The 15,408-nt window shown below is 48.5% G+C and carries 16 protein-coding genes; 6 read left to right on the plus strand and 10 right to left on the minus strand.

What is annotated here, in order from left to right; all coding sequences use genetic code 11:
* Window positions 1-125: 125 nt before the first annotated feature.
* The 4 genes from JNUCC31_RS16680 to JNUCC31_RS16695 form a co-directional block, all read right to left on the minus strand.
* Complete coding sequence (locus JNUCC31_RS16680; protein ID WP_192262580.1) at window positions 126-776, minus strand: amino acid ABC transporter permease; 651 nt, start codon at window positions 774-776, stop codon at window positions 126-128.
* A 129-nt stretch (window positions 777-905) separates the two neighbouring features.
* Window positions 906-1,628 carry an amino acid ABC transporter permease gene (locus JNUCC31_RS16685; protein WP_192262582.1) on the minus strand — a complete coding sequence of 241 codons (723 nt, stop codon included), beginning with the start codon at window positions 1,626-1,628 and terminating at the stop codon, window positions 906-908.
* Window positions 1,629-1,731: 103 nt separating this feature from the next.
* On the minus strand, window positions 1,732-2,565 hold the full coding sequence (locus tag JNUCC31_RS16690) for a transporter substrate-binding domain-containing protein (RefSeq protein ID WP_192262584.1): 834 nt from the start codon (window positions 2,563-2,565) through the stop codon (window positions 1,732-1,734).
* 63 nt (window positions 2,566-2,628) lie between these two features.
* Entirely contained in the window at window positions 2,629-3,357 is a 729-nt protein-coding gene (locus JNUCC31_RS16695) for an amino acid ABC transporter ATP-binding protein (RefSeq protein ID WP_192262586.1), read from the minus strand.
* Between the two features lie 467 nt (window positions 3,358-3,824).
* On the opposite strand from JNUCC31_RS16695, the gene JNUCC31_RS16700 reads away from it, so the two are divergent.
* Complete coding sequence (locus tag JNUCC31_RS16700; RefSeq protein WP_192262587.1) at window positions 3,825-5,438, plus strand: glycoside hydrolase family 28 protein; 1,614 nt, start codon at window positions 3,825-3,827, stop codon at window positions 5,436-5,438.
* 172 nt (window positions 5,439-5,610) lie between these two features.
* Here the strand turns inward: JNUCC31_RS16700 and JNUCC31_RS16705 are convergent, their stop codons facing one another.
* Window positions 5,611-6,471, minus strand: coding sequence for an AraC family transcriptional regulator (locus JNUCC31_RS16705; RefSeq protein ID WP_192262588.1), 861 nt, complete (start codon window positions 6,469-6,471; stop codon window positions 5,611-5,613).
* Between the two features lie 259 nt (window positions 6,472-6,730).
* Between JNUCC31_RS16705 and JNUCC31_RS16710 the strand changes: the two genes are divergently transcribed.
* Window positions 6,731-7,189 carry a cupin domain-containing protein gene (locus JNUCC31_RS16710; RefSeq protein ID WP_192262589.1) on the plus strand — a complete coding sequence of 153 codons (459 nt, stop codon included), beginning with the start codon at window positions 6,731-6,733 and terminating at the stop codon, window positions 7,187-7,189.
* Window positions 7,190-7,279: 90 nt separating this feature from the next.
* Here the strand turns inward: JNUCC31_RS16710 and JNUCC31_RS16715 are convergent, their stop codons facing one another.
* Window positions 7,280-8,107 carry an aldo/keto reductase gene (locus JNUCC31_RS16715; protein WP_192262590.1) on the minus strand — a complete coding sequence of 276 codons (828 nt, stop codon included), beginning with the start codon at window positions 8,105-8,107 and terminating at the stop codon, window positions 7,280-7,282.
* Between the two features lie 360 nt (window positions 8,108-8,467).
* Between JNUCC31_RS16715 and JNUCC31_RS16720 the strand changes: the two genes are divergently transcribed.
* Window positions 8,468-9,724, plus strand: coding sequence for a DUF445 domain-containing protein (locus JNUCC31_RS16720; RefSeq protein WP_192262591.1), 1,257 nt, complete (start codon window positions 8,468-8,470; stop codon window positions 9,722-9,724).
* 96 nt (window positions 9,725-9,820) lie between these two features.
* Here the strand turns inward: JNUCC31_RS16720 and JNUCC31_RS16725 are convergent, their stop codons facing one another.
* From JNUCC31_RS16725 to JNUCC31_RS16740, 4 genes are read right to left on the minus strand one after another with little or no spacing between them, the layout of a single operon-like run.
* Window positions 9,821-10,174 carry a YxeA family protein gene (locus JNUCC31_RS16725; RefSeq protein ID WP_192262593.1) on the minus strand — a complete coding sequence of 118 codons (354 nt, stop codon included), beginning with the start codon at window positions 10,172-10,174 and terminating at the stop codon, window positions 9,821-9,823.
* 28 nt (window positions 10,175-10,202) lie between these two features.
* On the minus strand, window positions 10,203-10,934 hold the full coding sequence (locus JNUCC31_RS16730) for an ABC transporter permease (protein WP_192262595.1): 732 nt from the start codon (window positions 10,932-10,934) through the stop codon (window positions 10,203-10,205).
* A 12-nt stretch (window positions 10,935-10,946) separates the two neighbouring features.
* The gene (locus tag JNUCC31_RS16735) at window positions 10,947-11,696 is read right to left on the minus strand and encodes an ABC transporter permease (protein ID WP_192262597.1); all 750 of its coding nucleotides are present in this window, start codon (window positions 11,694-11,696) and stop codon (window positions 10,947-10,949) included.
* Window positions 11,696-12,613: an ABC transporter ATP-binding protein gene (locus JNUCC31_RS16740; RefSeq protein ID WP_192262599.1), complete on the minus strand. Its 918-nt coding sequence runs from the start codon at window positions 12,611-12,613 to the stop codon at window positions 11,696-11,698. The genes JNUCC31_RS16735 and JNUCC31_RS16740 overlap by 1 nt, the downstream gene beginning before the upstream one ends.
* Before the next feature lie 156 nt (window positions 12,614-12,769).
* Between JNUCC31_RS16740 and JNUCC31_RS16745 the strand changes: the two genes are divergently transcribed.
* The 3 genes from JNUCC31_RS16745 to JNUCC31_RS16755 all read left to right on the plus strand — a co-directional run bounded on the left by JNUCC31_RS16745 (window position 12,770) and on the right by JNUCC31_RS16755 (window position 15,324).
* On the plus strand, window positions 12,770-13,483 hold the full coding sequence (locus JNUCC31_RS16745) for a response regulator transcription factor (protein ID WP_192262601.1): 714 nt from the start codon (window positions 12,770-12,772) through the stop codon (window positions 13,481-13,483).
* Complete coding sequence (locus JNUCC31_RS16750) at window positions 13,483-14,865, plus strand: sensor histidine kinase (RefSeq protein WP_192262603.1); 1,383 nt, start codon at window positions 13,483-13,485, stop codon at window positions 14,863-14,865. The genes JNUCC31_RS16745 and JNUCC31_RS16750 overlap by 1 nt, the downstream gene beginning before the upstream one ends.
* A 276-nt stretch (window positions 14,866-15,141) precedes the next feature.
* Complete coding sequence (locus JNUCC31_RS16755; protein WP_192262605.1) at window positions 15,142-15,324, plus strand: type A2 lanthipeptide; 183 nt, start codon at window positions 15,142-15,144, stop codon at window positions 15,322-15,324.
* Window positions 15,325-15,408: the final 84 nt, after the last annotated feature.

Consider the following 15,408-nt stretch of genomic DNA (forward strand, 5'->3'; position numbering starts at 1 on the left):
ATGAGCATAACTGTACGTCCCAAAAAAACTCCAAATCCACGTATGCAGTGGATTTGGAGTCTTTGGGGCACTTTCATTCTTTTCATCCATTTGGTTCTTTGCTTCATGTCTATTCCTTCCGTGTATCAATTCATCCGCGCTTCAAGCCGGCGTGCCACAATGGACAGCGTATAGTTGATGACGAAGTACAATACGGCTGCGAGCAGCAGGGCAGGGATGACGTAATCGAAGCTTTGACCACCGAGAATCTGCACGTTGTGCATCAGCTCCGGCAGGGAGATAATAATCGCCAGTGACGTATCCTTGAGCAGCGAGATAAACTGGCTCACCATCGGCGGCGACATGCGCCGTAAAGCTTGGGGCATAATAATGCCGCCCAATGTCTGCATGTAACTCAGACCGGAGGAACGGGCGGCCTCTATCTGACCGCGTTCAATCGATTTGAGTCCGCTGCGGACAATCTCTGCGATCATGGCGCCTTCGAACAGACTGAGTCCAACGACGGTGGACCAGAAGACCGACATTTTGATCCCAAGCTGAGGCAACACCATATGAATGAAGAAAATGATGAGCAGCAGCGGCAGATTCCGGATCGTATCCACGATGACGGCCACAATCTGTGACAAGACCGGAATTCGTGTGTACCGAATGGTACCGAGCACCGTCCCGAGTACAAAACTGAATACAATCGACAGCCCTGCGACTTGCATGGTGATCAGGAATCCGTGCAGCAGGAAACGAAGGTTGGGCCAGGCGTAGGCCCCGCTAAAGTCCATAATTCATCAGCCTCCTTCTGTGTGCGGACAGGGAATGTAAAGTATTAGAAATACCGGTTGCATAGCATAGTAGAGTAGAGGTGCACCTTGAAATGGTGTGCTGAACACAGAGAGAATATAGCTCAAATGTTACATCGTGACCTGACCTGTGGGTTTGGTCTTTTTCGGTTTGCCTTTGGCTCTACCTGCGTCGGCATCGCTTTGTCCAAACCTTCGCTCCATATAGTGAACCAGGAAGCTGAGCGGCAAGGTCAACACCAGATAGAACAGCGCAACAATGGTGTAGACGCTCAGCGGCAGGAACGTATCCGAGTTGATCAGATCGGCAAAATACATCAGATCCATGCCAGCCACGACCGCCAGGATGGATGAGTTTTTGACCAAATTGATAAACTGGTTGCCGATGGACGGCAATACAATTTTGATCGCCTGCGGAAGAATGATCAGGTTCATGGCCTGTACATAAGACAAACCGGAAGATCTTGCGGCCTCTAGCTGCCCGCGAGGGACCGTCTGAATACCCGCCCGGATCGCTTCGGCAATAAATGCTGCCGTATAGATGGTCAAACCGAGTGTGCCCGAGATGAATCCATCCAGTGAGATGCCGAGTGCAGGCAGTCCGAGATAGAAGAAAAACACGACGAGCAGCAAGGGGATGTTGCGGATAAACTCAACAAAAGCCGTGCCGATCCAGTTGAGCGGCTTGATAGGCGAGATTCGAAAGATGGCCATGATTGCACCAAGAATAAAGCTGCCAATCAAGGCCATAATGCTCACCTGGATGGTATTGAGGAAGCCTTCCAGGAATCGATCCGAGTGTTTGATCAGTATACTGAAGTCCAATTTGCCCATATAGGCGAAGCCTCCGTTCTCCAGATGTAGAAACGGCGATTACGTCCTGCCCATGCAACGCATACCACAGGCGCAGTCGCCGCTTGATCATCAGTAATCGAGGTTACTCGGGCTTGCTGCCCAGCCATTTCTCGTGCAACGTATCATATTCGCCGCTATCCTTCATGCTTTTGAGCAGGCTGTTTACCTCTTCTACGAAGGCAGTGTCGCCTTTGCGAATCGCCATGCCGTAAGGCTCGCTCGTGAAATTGCCACCAACCAGCTTGAAGTTGTTATCCGTCTGCTGCATGCCGATCAGGATGATGTTATCGGTCGTCAGTGCCTCGCCTTTACCCGCTTTGAGGGCTGTGAAGGCATCTTGGTAATTGTCGTATTCAAGCACCTCGGCATCCGGGGCTTTCTCGCGAATATTTTGAGCCGAAGTAGAGCCTTTGACGGCCAGCACTTTCACGCCTCCCAGACTATCCAGACCGGTAATGGTGCTGTCATTTTTTACAAGAAGGGATTGCCCGGCTTCAAAGTAAACATCGCTGAAGTCCACTTGCTCTTTGCGTTCGTCCGTAATCGTCATCGTGGCGATGATGATGTCAATGTCGCCATTTTGCAGCATCGGAATGCGCGTTTTGGATGTCACTTCTTTCAGTTCCAGCTTGGTTTCGTCCCCAAGGATCTGCTTGGCGAGTGCTTTGGCAATATCAATATCGAAGCCTTCGACTTCGCCGCTTGCCGGGTCTTTCAGACCGAACAATTTCGTATCATATTTCACGCCGGCAATGAGCTTGCCGCGCTCTTTAATCTGTTCAATCGTCCCTTTGGCCTTGGCATCCCCGCCTGAACCGCCGCTATTGCTGCTTTCCTCTCCGGTACTACAGCCGGACAAGACAAGGGATAGAATCAATACGAGCATAAACGACGACCACTTCAACCTATTTTTCATTGGATAAAGACCCCTTTTCGAAATGGATTATGGTATGGATGTTTTGAATTTCTGTGGTGAATCTCAGTGGTGAATCAGACGACTCAGGAATTGCTTGGCCCGTTCTTCTTTCGGGTTGTCGAAAAATTCAGCGGCGGCCGCTTCTTCCACAATCCGGCCTTCATCCATGAAGATGACCCGGTCTGCGACCTCGCGGGCAAATCCCATCTCATGTGTTACGACAACCATCGTCATCCCGTTATGGGCCAGAGATCGCATGACATCCAGCACTTCCCCGATCATTTCGGGGTCCAGCGCGGAGGTGGGTTCGTCAAAAAGCATGATTTTGGGCTCCATGGCGAGACCTCTTGCGATGGCTACACGCTGCTGTTGTCCACCGGACAACTGGGAAGGATAGCTGTCTGCTTTGTCGGCAATGCCTACGCGGGTCAAATATTTCATCGCCGTTGAAGCTGCCTGTGCTTTGGGTTGTTTGCGCACCTTCATCGGTGCAAGGGTAATGTTATCGATGACTTTTTTGTGAGGATAGAGATTGAAGTGTTGAAATACCATGCCAATGTCTCGGCGGAAGAGGTTGATGTCCACCTTTTTCTGATGTAAAGGGACACCACTGACGACTAGTTCACCTTCGGTAATTGTCTCCAGGCGGTTGATGCAGCGGAGCAAGGTGCTTTTGCCTGAGCCGGAAGGGCCGATAATCACAACGACCTCTCCTTCTTCAATGTGAAGATGAATATCTTTGAGGACATGAAAATGACCAAAATGCTTCTGGACACCCCTAAATTCAATCAAGAGTACACCCCATCCTTTCTGCCACGTTTGTTTGAGAAGGAATATTAAGGAATAAATTGAAACTAGTTATTTAATCATACATACTCATCCTGCCAAAGGCAATTGGTTTGTTATAAAAAATGACATAAGTAATAGGTTTTATAGGGCTATAGCCCAAAATTATGTTATATATCTGTCATATTATTAAACTCTTTGTGACGAATCCTGACAGAAAAATGAATCGATTCTCCTAGTGGTTTTACAACCATTGGAATAGATGTATAGAGTATACTGGAAGAGATATTCAATTTATGACTCTGATCATAAAAACAAATAACATGAAGTTCCAATCGCAATTGGCAAAAAAGATCAACCTGGCTACCTTGGGACATTGATATGATGGAGCGAGATGCCATTTCATCGAAAGAATGTTATGCAATAGTGATAAGAGTCCGATCCCATTACAAGCAGAGAGGATGTTCTGAACGATGAATACATATTACTCCCCACTCCGTAAAGGTCAAGGTATTGAATCCGATGTGCAAGGTTATGAGGTCACTTTACCGGATATTCCGGCCCGGGAATTTCAGATTACGGATTTTGGAGCTGTAGGGGACGGTGTTACAGATAATACCGAGATGTTTCGTCTGGCCATAGCGACTTGCGCAGAAGCCGGCGGCGGTCGGGTTGTTATCCCTGCGGGGATCTGGCTGACGGGTCCGATTGTCCTCCGAAGTCGAATTGAACTTCATGTTCAGACAGGTGCTCTGGTTACGTTCAGTCGTAATTTTGATCAGTATCCCCTGATTGCTTCCAGCTTCGAAGGTTGGCAGGCCGTGCGGTGTCAGTCACCCATTGATGGTGAACACCTGGAGGATATTGCGATTACGGGCGAAGGCACTTGGGATGGTGGTGGCGAGGCCTGGCGCCCGGTGAAGCGTTCCAAGATGACTTCTTCGCAGTGGAACCAGTTGGTTTCATCCGGTGGTGTGGTAGAGCAGGCGGATGGAGATGATGCGATCTGGTGGCCTTCGACTTCGGCCCTTGAAGGTGGCACGATTGTGAGTCGTCTGCATTCGGAGCAAGTGCGTGATGTGGCAGCATACGAGGGAGCCAGAGACTTTTTGCGTCCTAACATGGTTAGCTTGCGTCAATGTAAACGGGTGCTGCTGGACGGCCCAACGTTCCAGAACTCACCTGCATGGAATCTGCATCCATGGGCATCGGAGCATGTCACGATTCGTAATGTGAGTGTGAGGAATCCGTGGTTCTCCCAGAATGGGGATGGACTGGACATTGACTCCTGCAGACATGTTGCGGTGGAAAACAGTGTATTCGATGTGGGTGATGATGCCATCTGTCTGAAATCCGGCAAAGATTCGGAGGGGCGGGAACTCGGTCTGCCATCCGAATACATCACCATTCGGAACTGCACGGTGTATCACGGTCATGGGGGTTTTGTCATTGGCAGTGAAATGTCCGGCGGCGTGCGGCATGTGCGGGTCTCGGATTGTACGTTTATCGGAACGGATATTGGGCTCCGCTTTAAAAGCGCGCGTGGGCGCGGCGGGGTGGTTGAAGATATTCAGGTGGAGCGCATCTATATGAAAGATATCATTATGGAAGCCATCTCGTTTTCCTTTTTCTATGCGAATCAGGAAGGCTCGGCTCGCGGCAGCGATCTGTCCCAGGAAATTAGCGAAGAGACCCCGGTGTTTCGGGATATCCGAATCTCGGATGTCGTCTGTGCGGGGGCGGAGACGGCGCTGTTGGTGAGCGGGCTGCCGGAAATGCCTTTGGACGGTCTGGTGATTGAAGGGTACAAAGTAAATGCACGAAAAGGAGTGCAGTGCGCGCATGCGAAACATCTGCGGATTGCCGAACTGCACGCGAATATTACTGAAGGTTCACTGATTCATCTGCACCAGTGCAAAGGGGCAGAAGTGGAAGCTATTGAGGGGGCAGGCCCGGATGGACGGCTTCTGACGGTGACTGGACATGAATCAGCAGGTATTGTTTGCCGGGAGGGTGATGCTGATGAAGAGGGGCGACAGATCTCCGTCGGTCCTGAAGTACGAAGTGGTGTAATCATTCGCAGGTAAAAAATTCCGTTTGGCTGAAACGGAGAGTGCTTGACGTTCTTCATCACGTATACAATCTCTAATGTCCATGTTAAAAGGAGCGTACCACAGGGCCATTTCATGACCCATGGTACGCTTTTATGTTGAATCGTCCGCCTCAGAAGGAGGCGGAACTCGTTTGGCGTTTTGCTTTCTAGGAGTGAACACCTTGTTCTTTGCGATACCGGAGCGGTGTCGTTCCGGTCACCTGTTTAAACGTTTTATTAAAATGAGCCGTGTGCTCGAATCCTACCTTTTCCGCAATCAATTGCACCCGCTCCTGAGTCGAAAGTAAACGTCTCTGTGCTTCACGAACCCGTACAACACGCAAATATTCGCTAAACCGGAATCCGGTAAAACGGCTGAACATCCGGCTCAAATACGATGGGCTGATGTAAAAGCGCGCTGCAGCCTCTTCTAACGTAAGGGGGTCACTATAATGATTATTCACATATGCAGCGATTTCACTGATCTTATCCTGCATCGGATGAATCGGACCCGGAGAGGACTGACGGGTATTCTCTTCAACCCGGTGGATGTTAATCAGGACCTGGGCAAGCAGGCTTCTAACTGCGATTTCATAATGAGGCTTGCGTTCCTTGCACTCTTGCAGCATTTGCCACAGCATTCGTTCCATTTCGGGCTGGTCCGCTTCGGTGAAATGCAGCATCCTTGAACAAGCAAAGGGCAGCAGACCGCATAGGCCGAGCTCCATCCCGGTGGCAAAAGCAGGTGAGAACCCAATCAGAATCCGCTCGAAGCCGGGCGTGGTTCCTTTGGACGTGGTATGTATATCATGGGGATTGATCAGGATCAGATCGCCTTTGCAGGCGGTAAGAAGCTGGCCATTCATGGAATAAACGCGTTCTCCTTCAAGGAGATAATACAGCTCGTAAAAAGGATGGGCGTGAGGCTGTGGCATGGCGTTTCCATCATGTCTGCTCATATATTCAATGGTGAATGAACTCTCGCCAATCCGATATTTGGGTCCAATCCGATCCTCTATAACACTCATAACACGGCTCCTCTCTGCGCCAGCTGATTTACGGTTATATCCACATCATAACGGAAAATCCAGTTTGTTGTAAACGCTATCATATGGGTGAAAGCTCAGGTCAACCTGAATCAATGGAACACTGGGCCGGTGAAAGTGGTTGGGCTTGTGTAGCCTGGAAAGGTGACAAAAGTCTATTCATGTTTTACAGTAGGAATAGTGAGGCTACACTCTGGATATCGAGTACCTCCAATACAATTTGGAAGGAAGGAAACAGGTTATGACGACACATGAATTATCGCCATTGGTTGCTGCACTGAATATGCAGCCCCACGTTGAAGGCGGTTGGTATAAGGAAGAATGGAAGGCATCGTATCAAATTCCACAATCCGTACTGCCGGATACATACTCGGGCCCTCGATTCTCGGCAAGTTCGACGTATTTCCTGCTGCACTCGCATGAAGTCTCGGAATGGCATACCGTTTTGTCCGATGAGCTCTGGTTGTGGCATAGCGGCAGTCCGGTTGAATTGAAATTGGGCGGCAACGGGGAAAACCCGGAAAATGAAGAAGTGCTCGTATTGGGTATGGATATCGAAGCGGGGCAATCACCGCAGGTGCTCGTTCCAGCCGGCGTATGGCAAACGGCACGTCCATTGGGTGATGAGCCTGTGCTGGTAACGTGCGTTGTAGCGCCAGGCTTCCATTTTGATGATTTCAAACTGGTTTCCAAGGGCTAATATAACCATGAATGAACAAGCAAAATCCCGCTCCTGATGCGTCTGCATCCGGAGCGGGATTTTTTTGAGGGTTGAAATCCTGATGATATGTTAAAAGTTAAAGTTATCCGGATCAGAACCGAAGCGTTTGTTCTCGTTCAGTTGATTAATGTGCTCGACTTCTTCCGTTGTCAACTCAAAGTCATAGAGGTCTGCATTATCGCGAATGCGCTGTGGTGTAACGGATTTCGGTATGGTCACAATGCCATTTTGCAGATCCCAACGCAGGATAACCTGTGCAGGTGACTTGCCGTACTTGGCAGCAATGTCCTGAAGCAGCGGATGTTCCAGGAGATGTCCCTGACCAAGTGGAGACCAGGCTTCAATCTGAATCTGATGTTTGCTGCAATACTCCCGAAGTTCCGTTTGAATCAGGAGCGGGTGGAGTTCCACCTGATTCACAGCAGGTTTAATGGTGGCATCGGTCATCAGGTCTTCCAAGTGATGAATCTGGAAGTTGCTTACACCAATCGCACGGATGCGTCCTTCCTTGTGCAGCTTCTCCAGTGCTCTCCAGGTATCTTTATACTTTCCTTTGACAGGCCAGTGAATGAGGTAGAGATCCAGATATTCCAGTTCGAGTCGTTCCATACTGGCTTCGAAGGCTGCCAAAGTGGATTCGTAACCTTGATCCCCGTTCCATACCTTGGTGGTAATGAACAGATCCTCGCGGGCGATTCCGGATTCACGAATACCCTGGGCTACACCCGTTTCGTTGTTATACGCTTTGGCCGTATCGATGCTGCGGTAACCGGCCTGAATCGCCGTTTTGACGGCTTCAACCACTTCTTCTCCGTCCTTAACCTTAAATACGCCAAAACCCAGCCAAGGCATTTTGACTCCATTGTAGAGTGTCGTTGTGTCCTGCACGTGTTTCATGGTCCGAAATTCCTCCTTTGATTCATCAATGATTTCATGATGTAATTACCCTGTGGTCTGGCCACCAATCGGAAAAAGGGAAGCCATCTGTATTAATTATACTAAACCTCTTTGGCATTGGAAAAGAATACAACCATTTCGATAGGAAAAATCCTTAATTTATCCTTTTTCGCCAGGCAGAGGTTTGGTTTTGACTCGTGCGGGTGATAAGATGAAGTATACGAAATATGGAAACAGAGGTTTACCTTATTGAAGGGTTCACAGATGAACAGATGAACAGAGGAGCACGGGAGCACGGGAGCACGGGGAAGTCGGGTAACACTCAACCCGTGTGATTAACGATAAAGGAGTAAGAATATAATGGCTAAACCGAAACAAACCAAAAAAGCAGCAGCGTGGTCTCTCGTTGTTATGGGAGCCGGATTTGCCGCCTCATTGCCGTTTCAGGGCGGTATTGTAGGAAAAATGCTGGTAGGCTCATTTGAGGCGGGGTTGGTAGGCGGACTTGCGGACTGGTTCGCTGTAACAGCGTTGTTCCGTCATCCGCTGGGTATTCCGATTCCACATACGGCACTGTTGCCGAAGAATCGGGATAAGATGACCGAAGGTCTGGTCTCTGCGGTGGAAAATAACTTGCTGAACAAGGATAGCATCACCGAGAAAATCGCAGGCTTTAAAGCGGCGGAGACGGTACTGGATACGTTAACACGTGAACTCCATAGCGATGGAATCAAAACCATGATTGATACGCTCTGCAAACGTATCCTTGCCGGTCTTCCGCTGGAGCAGATTGCGCCACTGGTGGCGGGTGAGATCAAATCACAGGCAGGAACCTTTGATCTGGGTCCGATTCTGGAACGGGCTTCGATCCAGATGAGTGAGCGTGGACATGATGCCAAAGCGCTGGACTACGCTTTGAAGCAGGCAGAGGAGTGGCTGGTGAAGCCGGAGACCATTATGTTTTTGGGCGAAAGCGGTCTGAAGGCGATCAGCGGAATCCAAATGAACGGATTGATGCAATTTGCGATGAATGCGTTCATGGGCTATCTGAACGAGGAGCGTATGGGTGGCATTTTGCAGGGATATCTGTTTGACCGGGTAGAGGACATGAAGCGGGAAGGCAGTGCTCTCCGTTACAAAGTGCTCGATCTGTTGCGAACCCAGGCTATCCGACTGGCGATGAGTGAGAGTGTGCAGGATGGAGTCAACGGCTGGAAGAACAGCATGCTGGATGGATGGAACGCAGAGGAAACCGTGCTGAACAAACTGGTCGAGCTGAGGGAAAAGGCGCTGGCTGCGATGGAAGATGGACAGTATGTGGATACATATGCGCTACCTGCCATTGAGCGTGTTTTGTCTGATTTGCGTTCCGATGAAGCGTTGTTAGCAGGATTGAATGCCAAGATTGTGGAAGGTGTAACAACGCTACTGGAGAAGAACCATTCCAAAATCGGTAACCTTGTGCGCGAAAATGTGGGCAAAATGGACAATGCCTCCCTGGTCTCGCTGATCGAGGACAAAGTAGGGCAGGATCTGCAGTGGATTCGGATTAACGGAGCCGTTACCGGGTTTATAATCGGAATTGCACTGACCGCGCTGCGGATGGTATTGGAATAACATGCAAAGAGCCACCCTTGAAGTGGAAATTGGGGTAGGCTCTTTTTGTTATGCCAATTATCGATGGTTAGAGGACTGTAGTCCCCCATATTCTTTCTATTTGGAGGTCAACTGTTTTGCATGCCCGGGCAAATCGTCTGCCGTAACCTCTTCCCAGTGTGTTACACCACGCAGCGTGGATACATATAGTTTCAAGTAAGCGCCAGTTTTAAGCAGCTTGCTGGTAGAGAAGCTCAGTGTTTTCGATTTTCCCTCGTCCGTATATCCGACCAGTTCATAGGCATATCTGCCGTTATCATCTTTGTTGACCGTAGACTGATTCACAATGGTATAGTAGGTTGTTTTGCCGGCAGGGTTATCGGGAGTCAGTTTGGCCGGGTCCATGAAGAAGAGCCACAGGCAAGTTAAAATAACGAGTACCAAAGCGAGAATGGTGAGTGCTTTTTTCATATTTTGTACTCCTTTGATCTGTGTAAATTTAGGATGATGCGATGTCTTTGTATTTCAGGCGGCGAATGGACCAGATAGCAAACAGAAGAATAAAGAGACTGTTCATCAACAGAAAGACGATATTCTCCGCGGAGGTCAGTCCCTTCTGGCTCAGTACGCCCATGCCTATGGTTAACAGGGAATAAGGGAATAACATGCCGATTTTCAGCACATACATGCCCAGTCCGAGAAAGACCGCACAAAGGCTGATGCCAATTGGCGTAGCGAAGCTTCGTATCCGTATCGATAACCCCAGTTGCAGTGCGGCAATGGATATAGCGGCGAACCAGCCTCGCAGGCTCCACACCACCGTTTCCATCGGGAATGAGCCCGGTATGGAGAACAGTTGGCCTGCTGCCCAGTACATGAGCATGAAGAAGGCTTGGGCCGAGAAGATCAAAATGCCGACAATGACCAACTTGGCGACAAACAGACTGGTGACCGACAACGGAGAAGCCAGAATCATATTCCAGTTGCGATTGCTGTGTTCCAGGCGGCATACAAAGGCACAACAGATGGCGATCAGGATGGGAAGGAAGAATTCTCCATAGAATAAACTGACCTGTGTCCACAGGCTGTACCACCCGTTTTGCAAGGCCGCTTGATTGAAATAAAAGTTAAAGCATCCGATGAGCAGGCTGATGATAGGCAGAATGGCCAGTACCAGGCTGATCCGGGAATGCCGAAGTTTAAGCCATTCGGCGGAAATACTCCTCAGCATGTGGTTCCCTCCTCAAATCTCTTGTCTTGAAGCATGAATATTCCCTGCAAAATAGAAGATGGCAGCCATCAACAAGGCGGCTATGAACAGACCGAAGGGCAGCATACCCGATACATAGGTGCCTGAAGATGCACTGTAAATGTAAGTGACCGGATTCAGATCCATGTAGTAGGACCAAATGAAGAGGTGACGAATACCTGCAGGGAACAACCCTGAAGTTGTTCCGATAAATCCGCCCAACATGCCCAGGCATAATGCAAAGGCCTGATTGCGGACCGTAAGAGACAACCATTGTTGGAGTGCCGTTATTGCAAGCGTAGTTAACAGTGTCCCTGCAGCGAATTGCACAAGCAGGGAGAATGGCAGCGGTCCGGGAATATTTTTGGATAGACCAAAACCTACAATGAAGACAGCCTGAGCAAGGATACCGTACAGGATCAGGCTGTTTGCACAGATGTATTTGGCTGTGTAGACATGATTGCGTCCGGTGTTGGTCGTCATTAGCATCTTCCATGTGTTTCCCTTATGCTCCATGTCACAGATTCGGGATACAACGATAGCCGATATAATCGGCAGAAACAGACCGTTCATGGAAGCAATGCTGAAGATCAGCGCTTCCCAGCTCGCATTGGCTTCACTTCGGGAGATGGAGATGCTCATGGACATGGAGGCCCAGATCATCTCTGCAGCAAGAAACAGAGTTAGCATGACCCAGATCTTTTTGCGACGAATTTTGAAATATTCCAGAGATAGAGCTTTCATTACAGACTCCGCTCCTTTCCGGTCAGATCGAGGAAAATATCCTCCAGACTTTTTTTGTGTTCCTCAATACGGATGACGGGAATATCGTGTTCCACCAGCACTTTGTTCATCCGTGAGACATCCTCGTCACGAAGATAGTCGAACACAAGCTGCTTCCCCTGTATCTTGGGCATGTAGCCTTGAGTCAAAAGGATTTTCTCTGCCCTTGCCGGGTCTGTGGTCTGAAAACGAATGGTAGCCTTGTTGTTGGCCTGAAGGCTCTGCATGGTTCCCTGGAACAGCAGCTTACCATCGCTGATAATACCCACTGAAGTAGCAATCTGTTCAATCTCTGACAACAGATGGCTGGAGAGCAGAACTGTTATGCCATATTGACTTGGAAGGGACTTGATCAATTCCCGGATCTCACCGATACCAGCCGGATCAAGTCCATTTGTAGGCTCATCGAGGATCAGCAAGCTGGGGAAGGCGAGCAGGGCCATGGCAATACCAAGCCGTTGCTTCATGCCCAGAGAATACTGATCGGCCTGCTTGTGTTTTTGATTTTCGAGCCTTACGATTTTGAGGGCTTCGTCAATATTTTTAGTTGGTACATTCCGCAGTCGCTGCATGACTTTCATATTCTCGAGTCCAGTCAAGTGGCCGTAATAGGATGGGGATTCGATCAATGACCCAGTCTGGTTCAGAATGGACGGACGATGTTTATTCAGATCTTTGCCGAACACCTTTACGGTGCCTTCGGTGGGTTTGATCAAACCCAACAGCATTTTTAACGTGGTTGTTTTGCCAGCTCCGTTAGGGCCCAGAAACCCAAAAATCTGCCCTGTTTCAACAGCCAGATTAACCTGGTGTACGCGGTTAGTACCGCCATAAGATTTGGACAGGTTATGAGTTTCCACGATGGGGGAAGTGTTCATTATTGATCTCAACTCCATTTCACTAGTGTCTCTGTTGCTCTAAATATAGATCAGGCTTCTTGCTCGTGGCTGAAGATAACCTTACATTTACCTTAAATGGAAATGGAAAATATCGGGTGAATACCTTTATCATGTATAATAAAAAGGGTGATGTGAATGGACTTAATGAAGAATAAGAAAATATTGATCGTTGATGATGAGCCCGAAATCCGGGAAATGATTGAGCGTTTTTTACGTAAAGAGGGTTTTTTTCGGGTATACACGGCCGATAACTTCGTGAATGCCTTGGCAGTATGCAGGCTTGAAAAGCCGGATGCAGCTATCCTGGACGTGATGCTTCCAGACGGGGATGGCTTCTCTCTGCTCTCTTCGATCCGGTCATTCTCGGATATGCCCGTTCTGTTCCTGTCTGCGCGTGGTGAAGATGAGGATCGACTGCTCGGTCTGGGCCTGGGAGCAGATGATTACATGGTTAAACCCTTTCTTCCGAGAGAGTTGATCCTTCGGCTGATGGCCATTCTGAAACGGGTATATGCCTCTAATACGGTGGAGAGGTTGCCTGTATTCCGGTTGGGTGGACAAACCATTGATTTGGAAAGCGCTGTTGTACAGGGGAGAGATAGGGAGCTTCCACTGACAGCCAAGGAGCACGCCATACTGATCAAGTTGTATGAGAATCAGGGCCGGATCGTAACCAGTGATGCCCTGTGTCAAGCCGTATGGGGAGACGAGAGTTATGGTTATGAAAATACACTTATGGTGCATGTTCGGCGAATTCGGGAAAAGATTGAGGAAGACCCATCCAAACCGGTATTTCTGCTAACGGTTCGGGGACTTGGTTATAAACTGATGGCTCAGGAGTCCAGGTAATGGATGGCGTTGTTCGAATTCTTAGAAGGTTCGTCGGGTCAACCATTCTGGTATCTGTGGTGCTGTTACTATTCAATCTAATTCTGCTAGGTTCGCTGATCTTCAAGGAAATTCATGAGGGTCCTTCCCCTGGTGCGGTTGTGAAGCAGATGGCCAGTGGCCTGAGCAAGGGAGAGCAGGGGGACTATGCTCTGGACAGTGATGGAATGCAACTGCTGGATACATATCAGGCTTGGGCGATGCTGCTTGATCCTCAGGGCAAGGTACAGTGGAGCGAGCGGCTTCCGGCTGAAATCCCGCGCTCATATAACGTGACGGATGTTGCTAAATTCTCTCGGTATTATCTTAAGGAATACCCGGTGTATGTGTGGGAACGTGAAGATGGATTATTGGTCGTAGGCTACCCCAAGAATACGTACGGAAAATACCAGTTCGACTTTCTGGCAGAGTGGCTCAAGTCATTGCCTGTTCGGATTATATTATTATTGGTGTGTAATGTGGCTCTTGCTCTTCTGGTATCCATATTAATTGGAACGCGGGTGATCCGTAGTATTCGACCGTTGATCCATGGCATTCATGCACTGGCAAAGGAAGAACCTGTTCATGTCGAGACCAAGGGTATATTTAATGATCTGTCTCAAAGCATCAATTCAACATCCCGCATGCTTCAGGACAAAAATGACGATCTAAAAGCAAGGGATGAAGCGCGATCCAACTGGATTGCAGGCATATCTCATGATATACGGACACCATTGTCAATGATTCTGGGATACGCGAGTGAATTGGAGGAACAATCGGATTTGACAGCCGAGCAGAAACAGCAGGCAGCCATTATTCGTCGTCAGGGTGAACGTCTGCGATCACTGGTCAGTGATCTGAATCTGGTATCCATGCTGGAGTATGAGATGCAGCCCTTACATTTGAAGTCGATTCGACTTTCCGTTCTGGCAAGGCAAGTGGTTTCGGATTTTTTGAACAATGGCCTGGATGAACGATATCCGATCTCGCTACATGTCCAGGACGAGAGTCTGCATGTGATGGGAGATGAGCGCTTGCTGTATCGTGCAGTAACGAATCTGGTACAAAACAGTATTAGGCATAACCCGGATGGGTGTGCAATTGAGCTGGAAACGAAGCGTGCAGCGGAGGATTTATTTTGTGAATTTGTGGTGTCTGATGATGGAGAAGGGATTCCCAAAGAGTACTTGGACGATGTAGTGGTTCTCCCCTATACCGCAGGGCGTATACGGCCTTCCCGCCAGGGACATGGTTTGGGACTCCCCATGGTAGCAAGGATTGCGCAGGCCCACCGGGGCAGGCTTGTTCTGGAGAGTGGAAGCGGAGAAGGGCTTAGAGCAGTATTGAAATTACCAGCAACGTAGAAAGTACCTGTCTTGGGACAGGTATTTAAAATTGTATGCGTATAACAACGTAATAACACAATCTTGTCGTGATGGAAGTAAAATTCACTTTTTTTGTCAAAATGATGGAAAAAACAAAAAAAGAGATTTACAAAAAATAGCAAATCATGATAGAGTAAGGACAAGGAATAATTACATAATTTTAAATTTATGTAATTAAATGTATTCCAATTCAACTTTGGTGTTTAGCTTTTTTTAAGCTATACATATAAAAAAAATTGAATGGAGGTTTTTTCAATGAAACAATTCAATCTCGAAGCACTGGGAGCAATCGAGGACATCAGTGATGACGAACTTATGGTCATTACAGGGGCGGTATCGGTAATTGATGCCCAAGCTAGCGGTGGTGTATTCTGTACGGTAAGTCATGAATGCCATTATAATTCGGTTTCACCTTCTTCCTGGCTGACTTGTTGTTAAATTTTGCTCTCATCTTCAAGCACATAGCTGATTTCAGTTATGTGCTTGAATTTTTTATGAGGGTTTTGGGCACCAAACATCAAT

The sequence above is a fragment of the Paenibacillus sp. JNUCC-31 genome (assembly GCF_014844075.1).
GTDB lineage: Bacteria > Bacillota > Bacilli > Paenibacillales > Paenibacillaceae > Paenibacillus.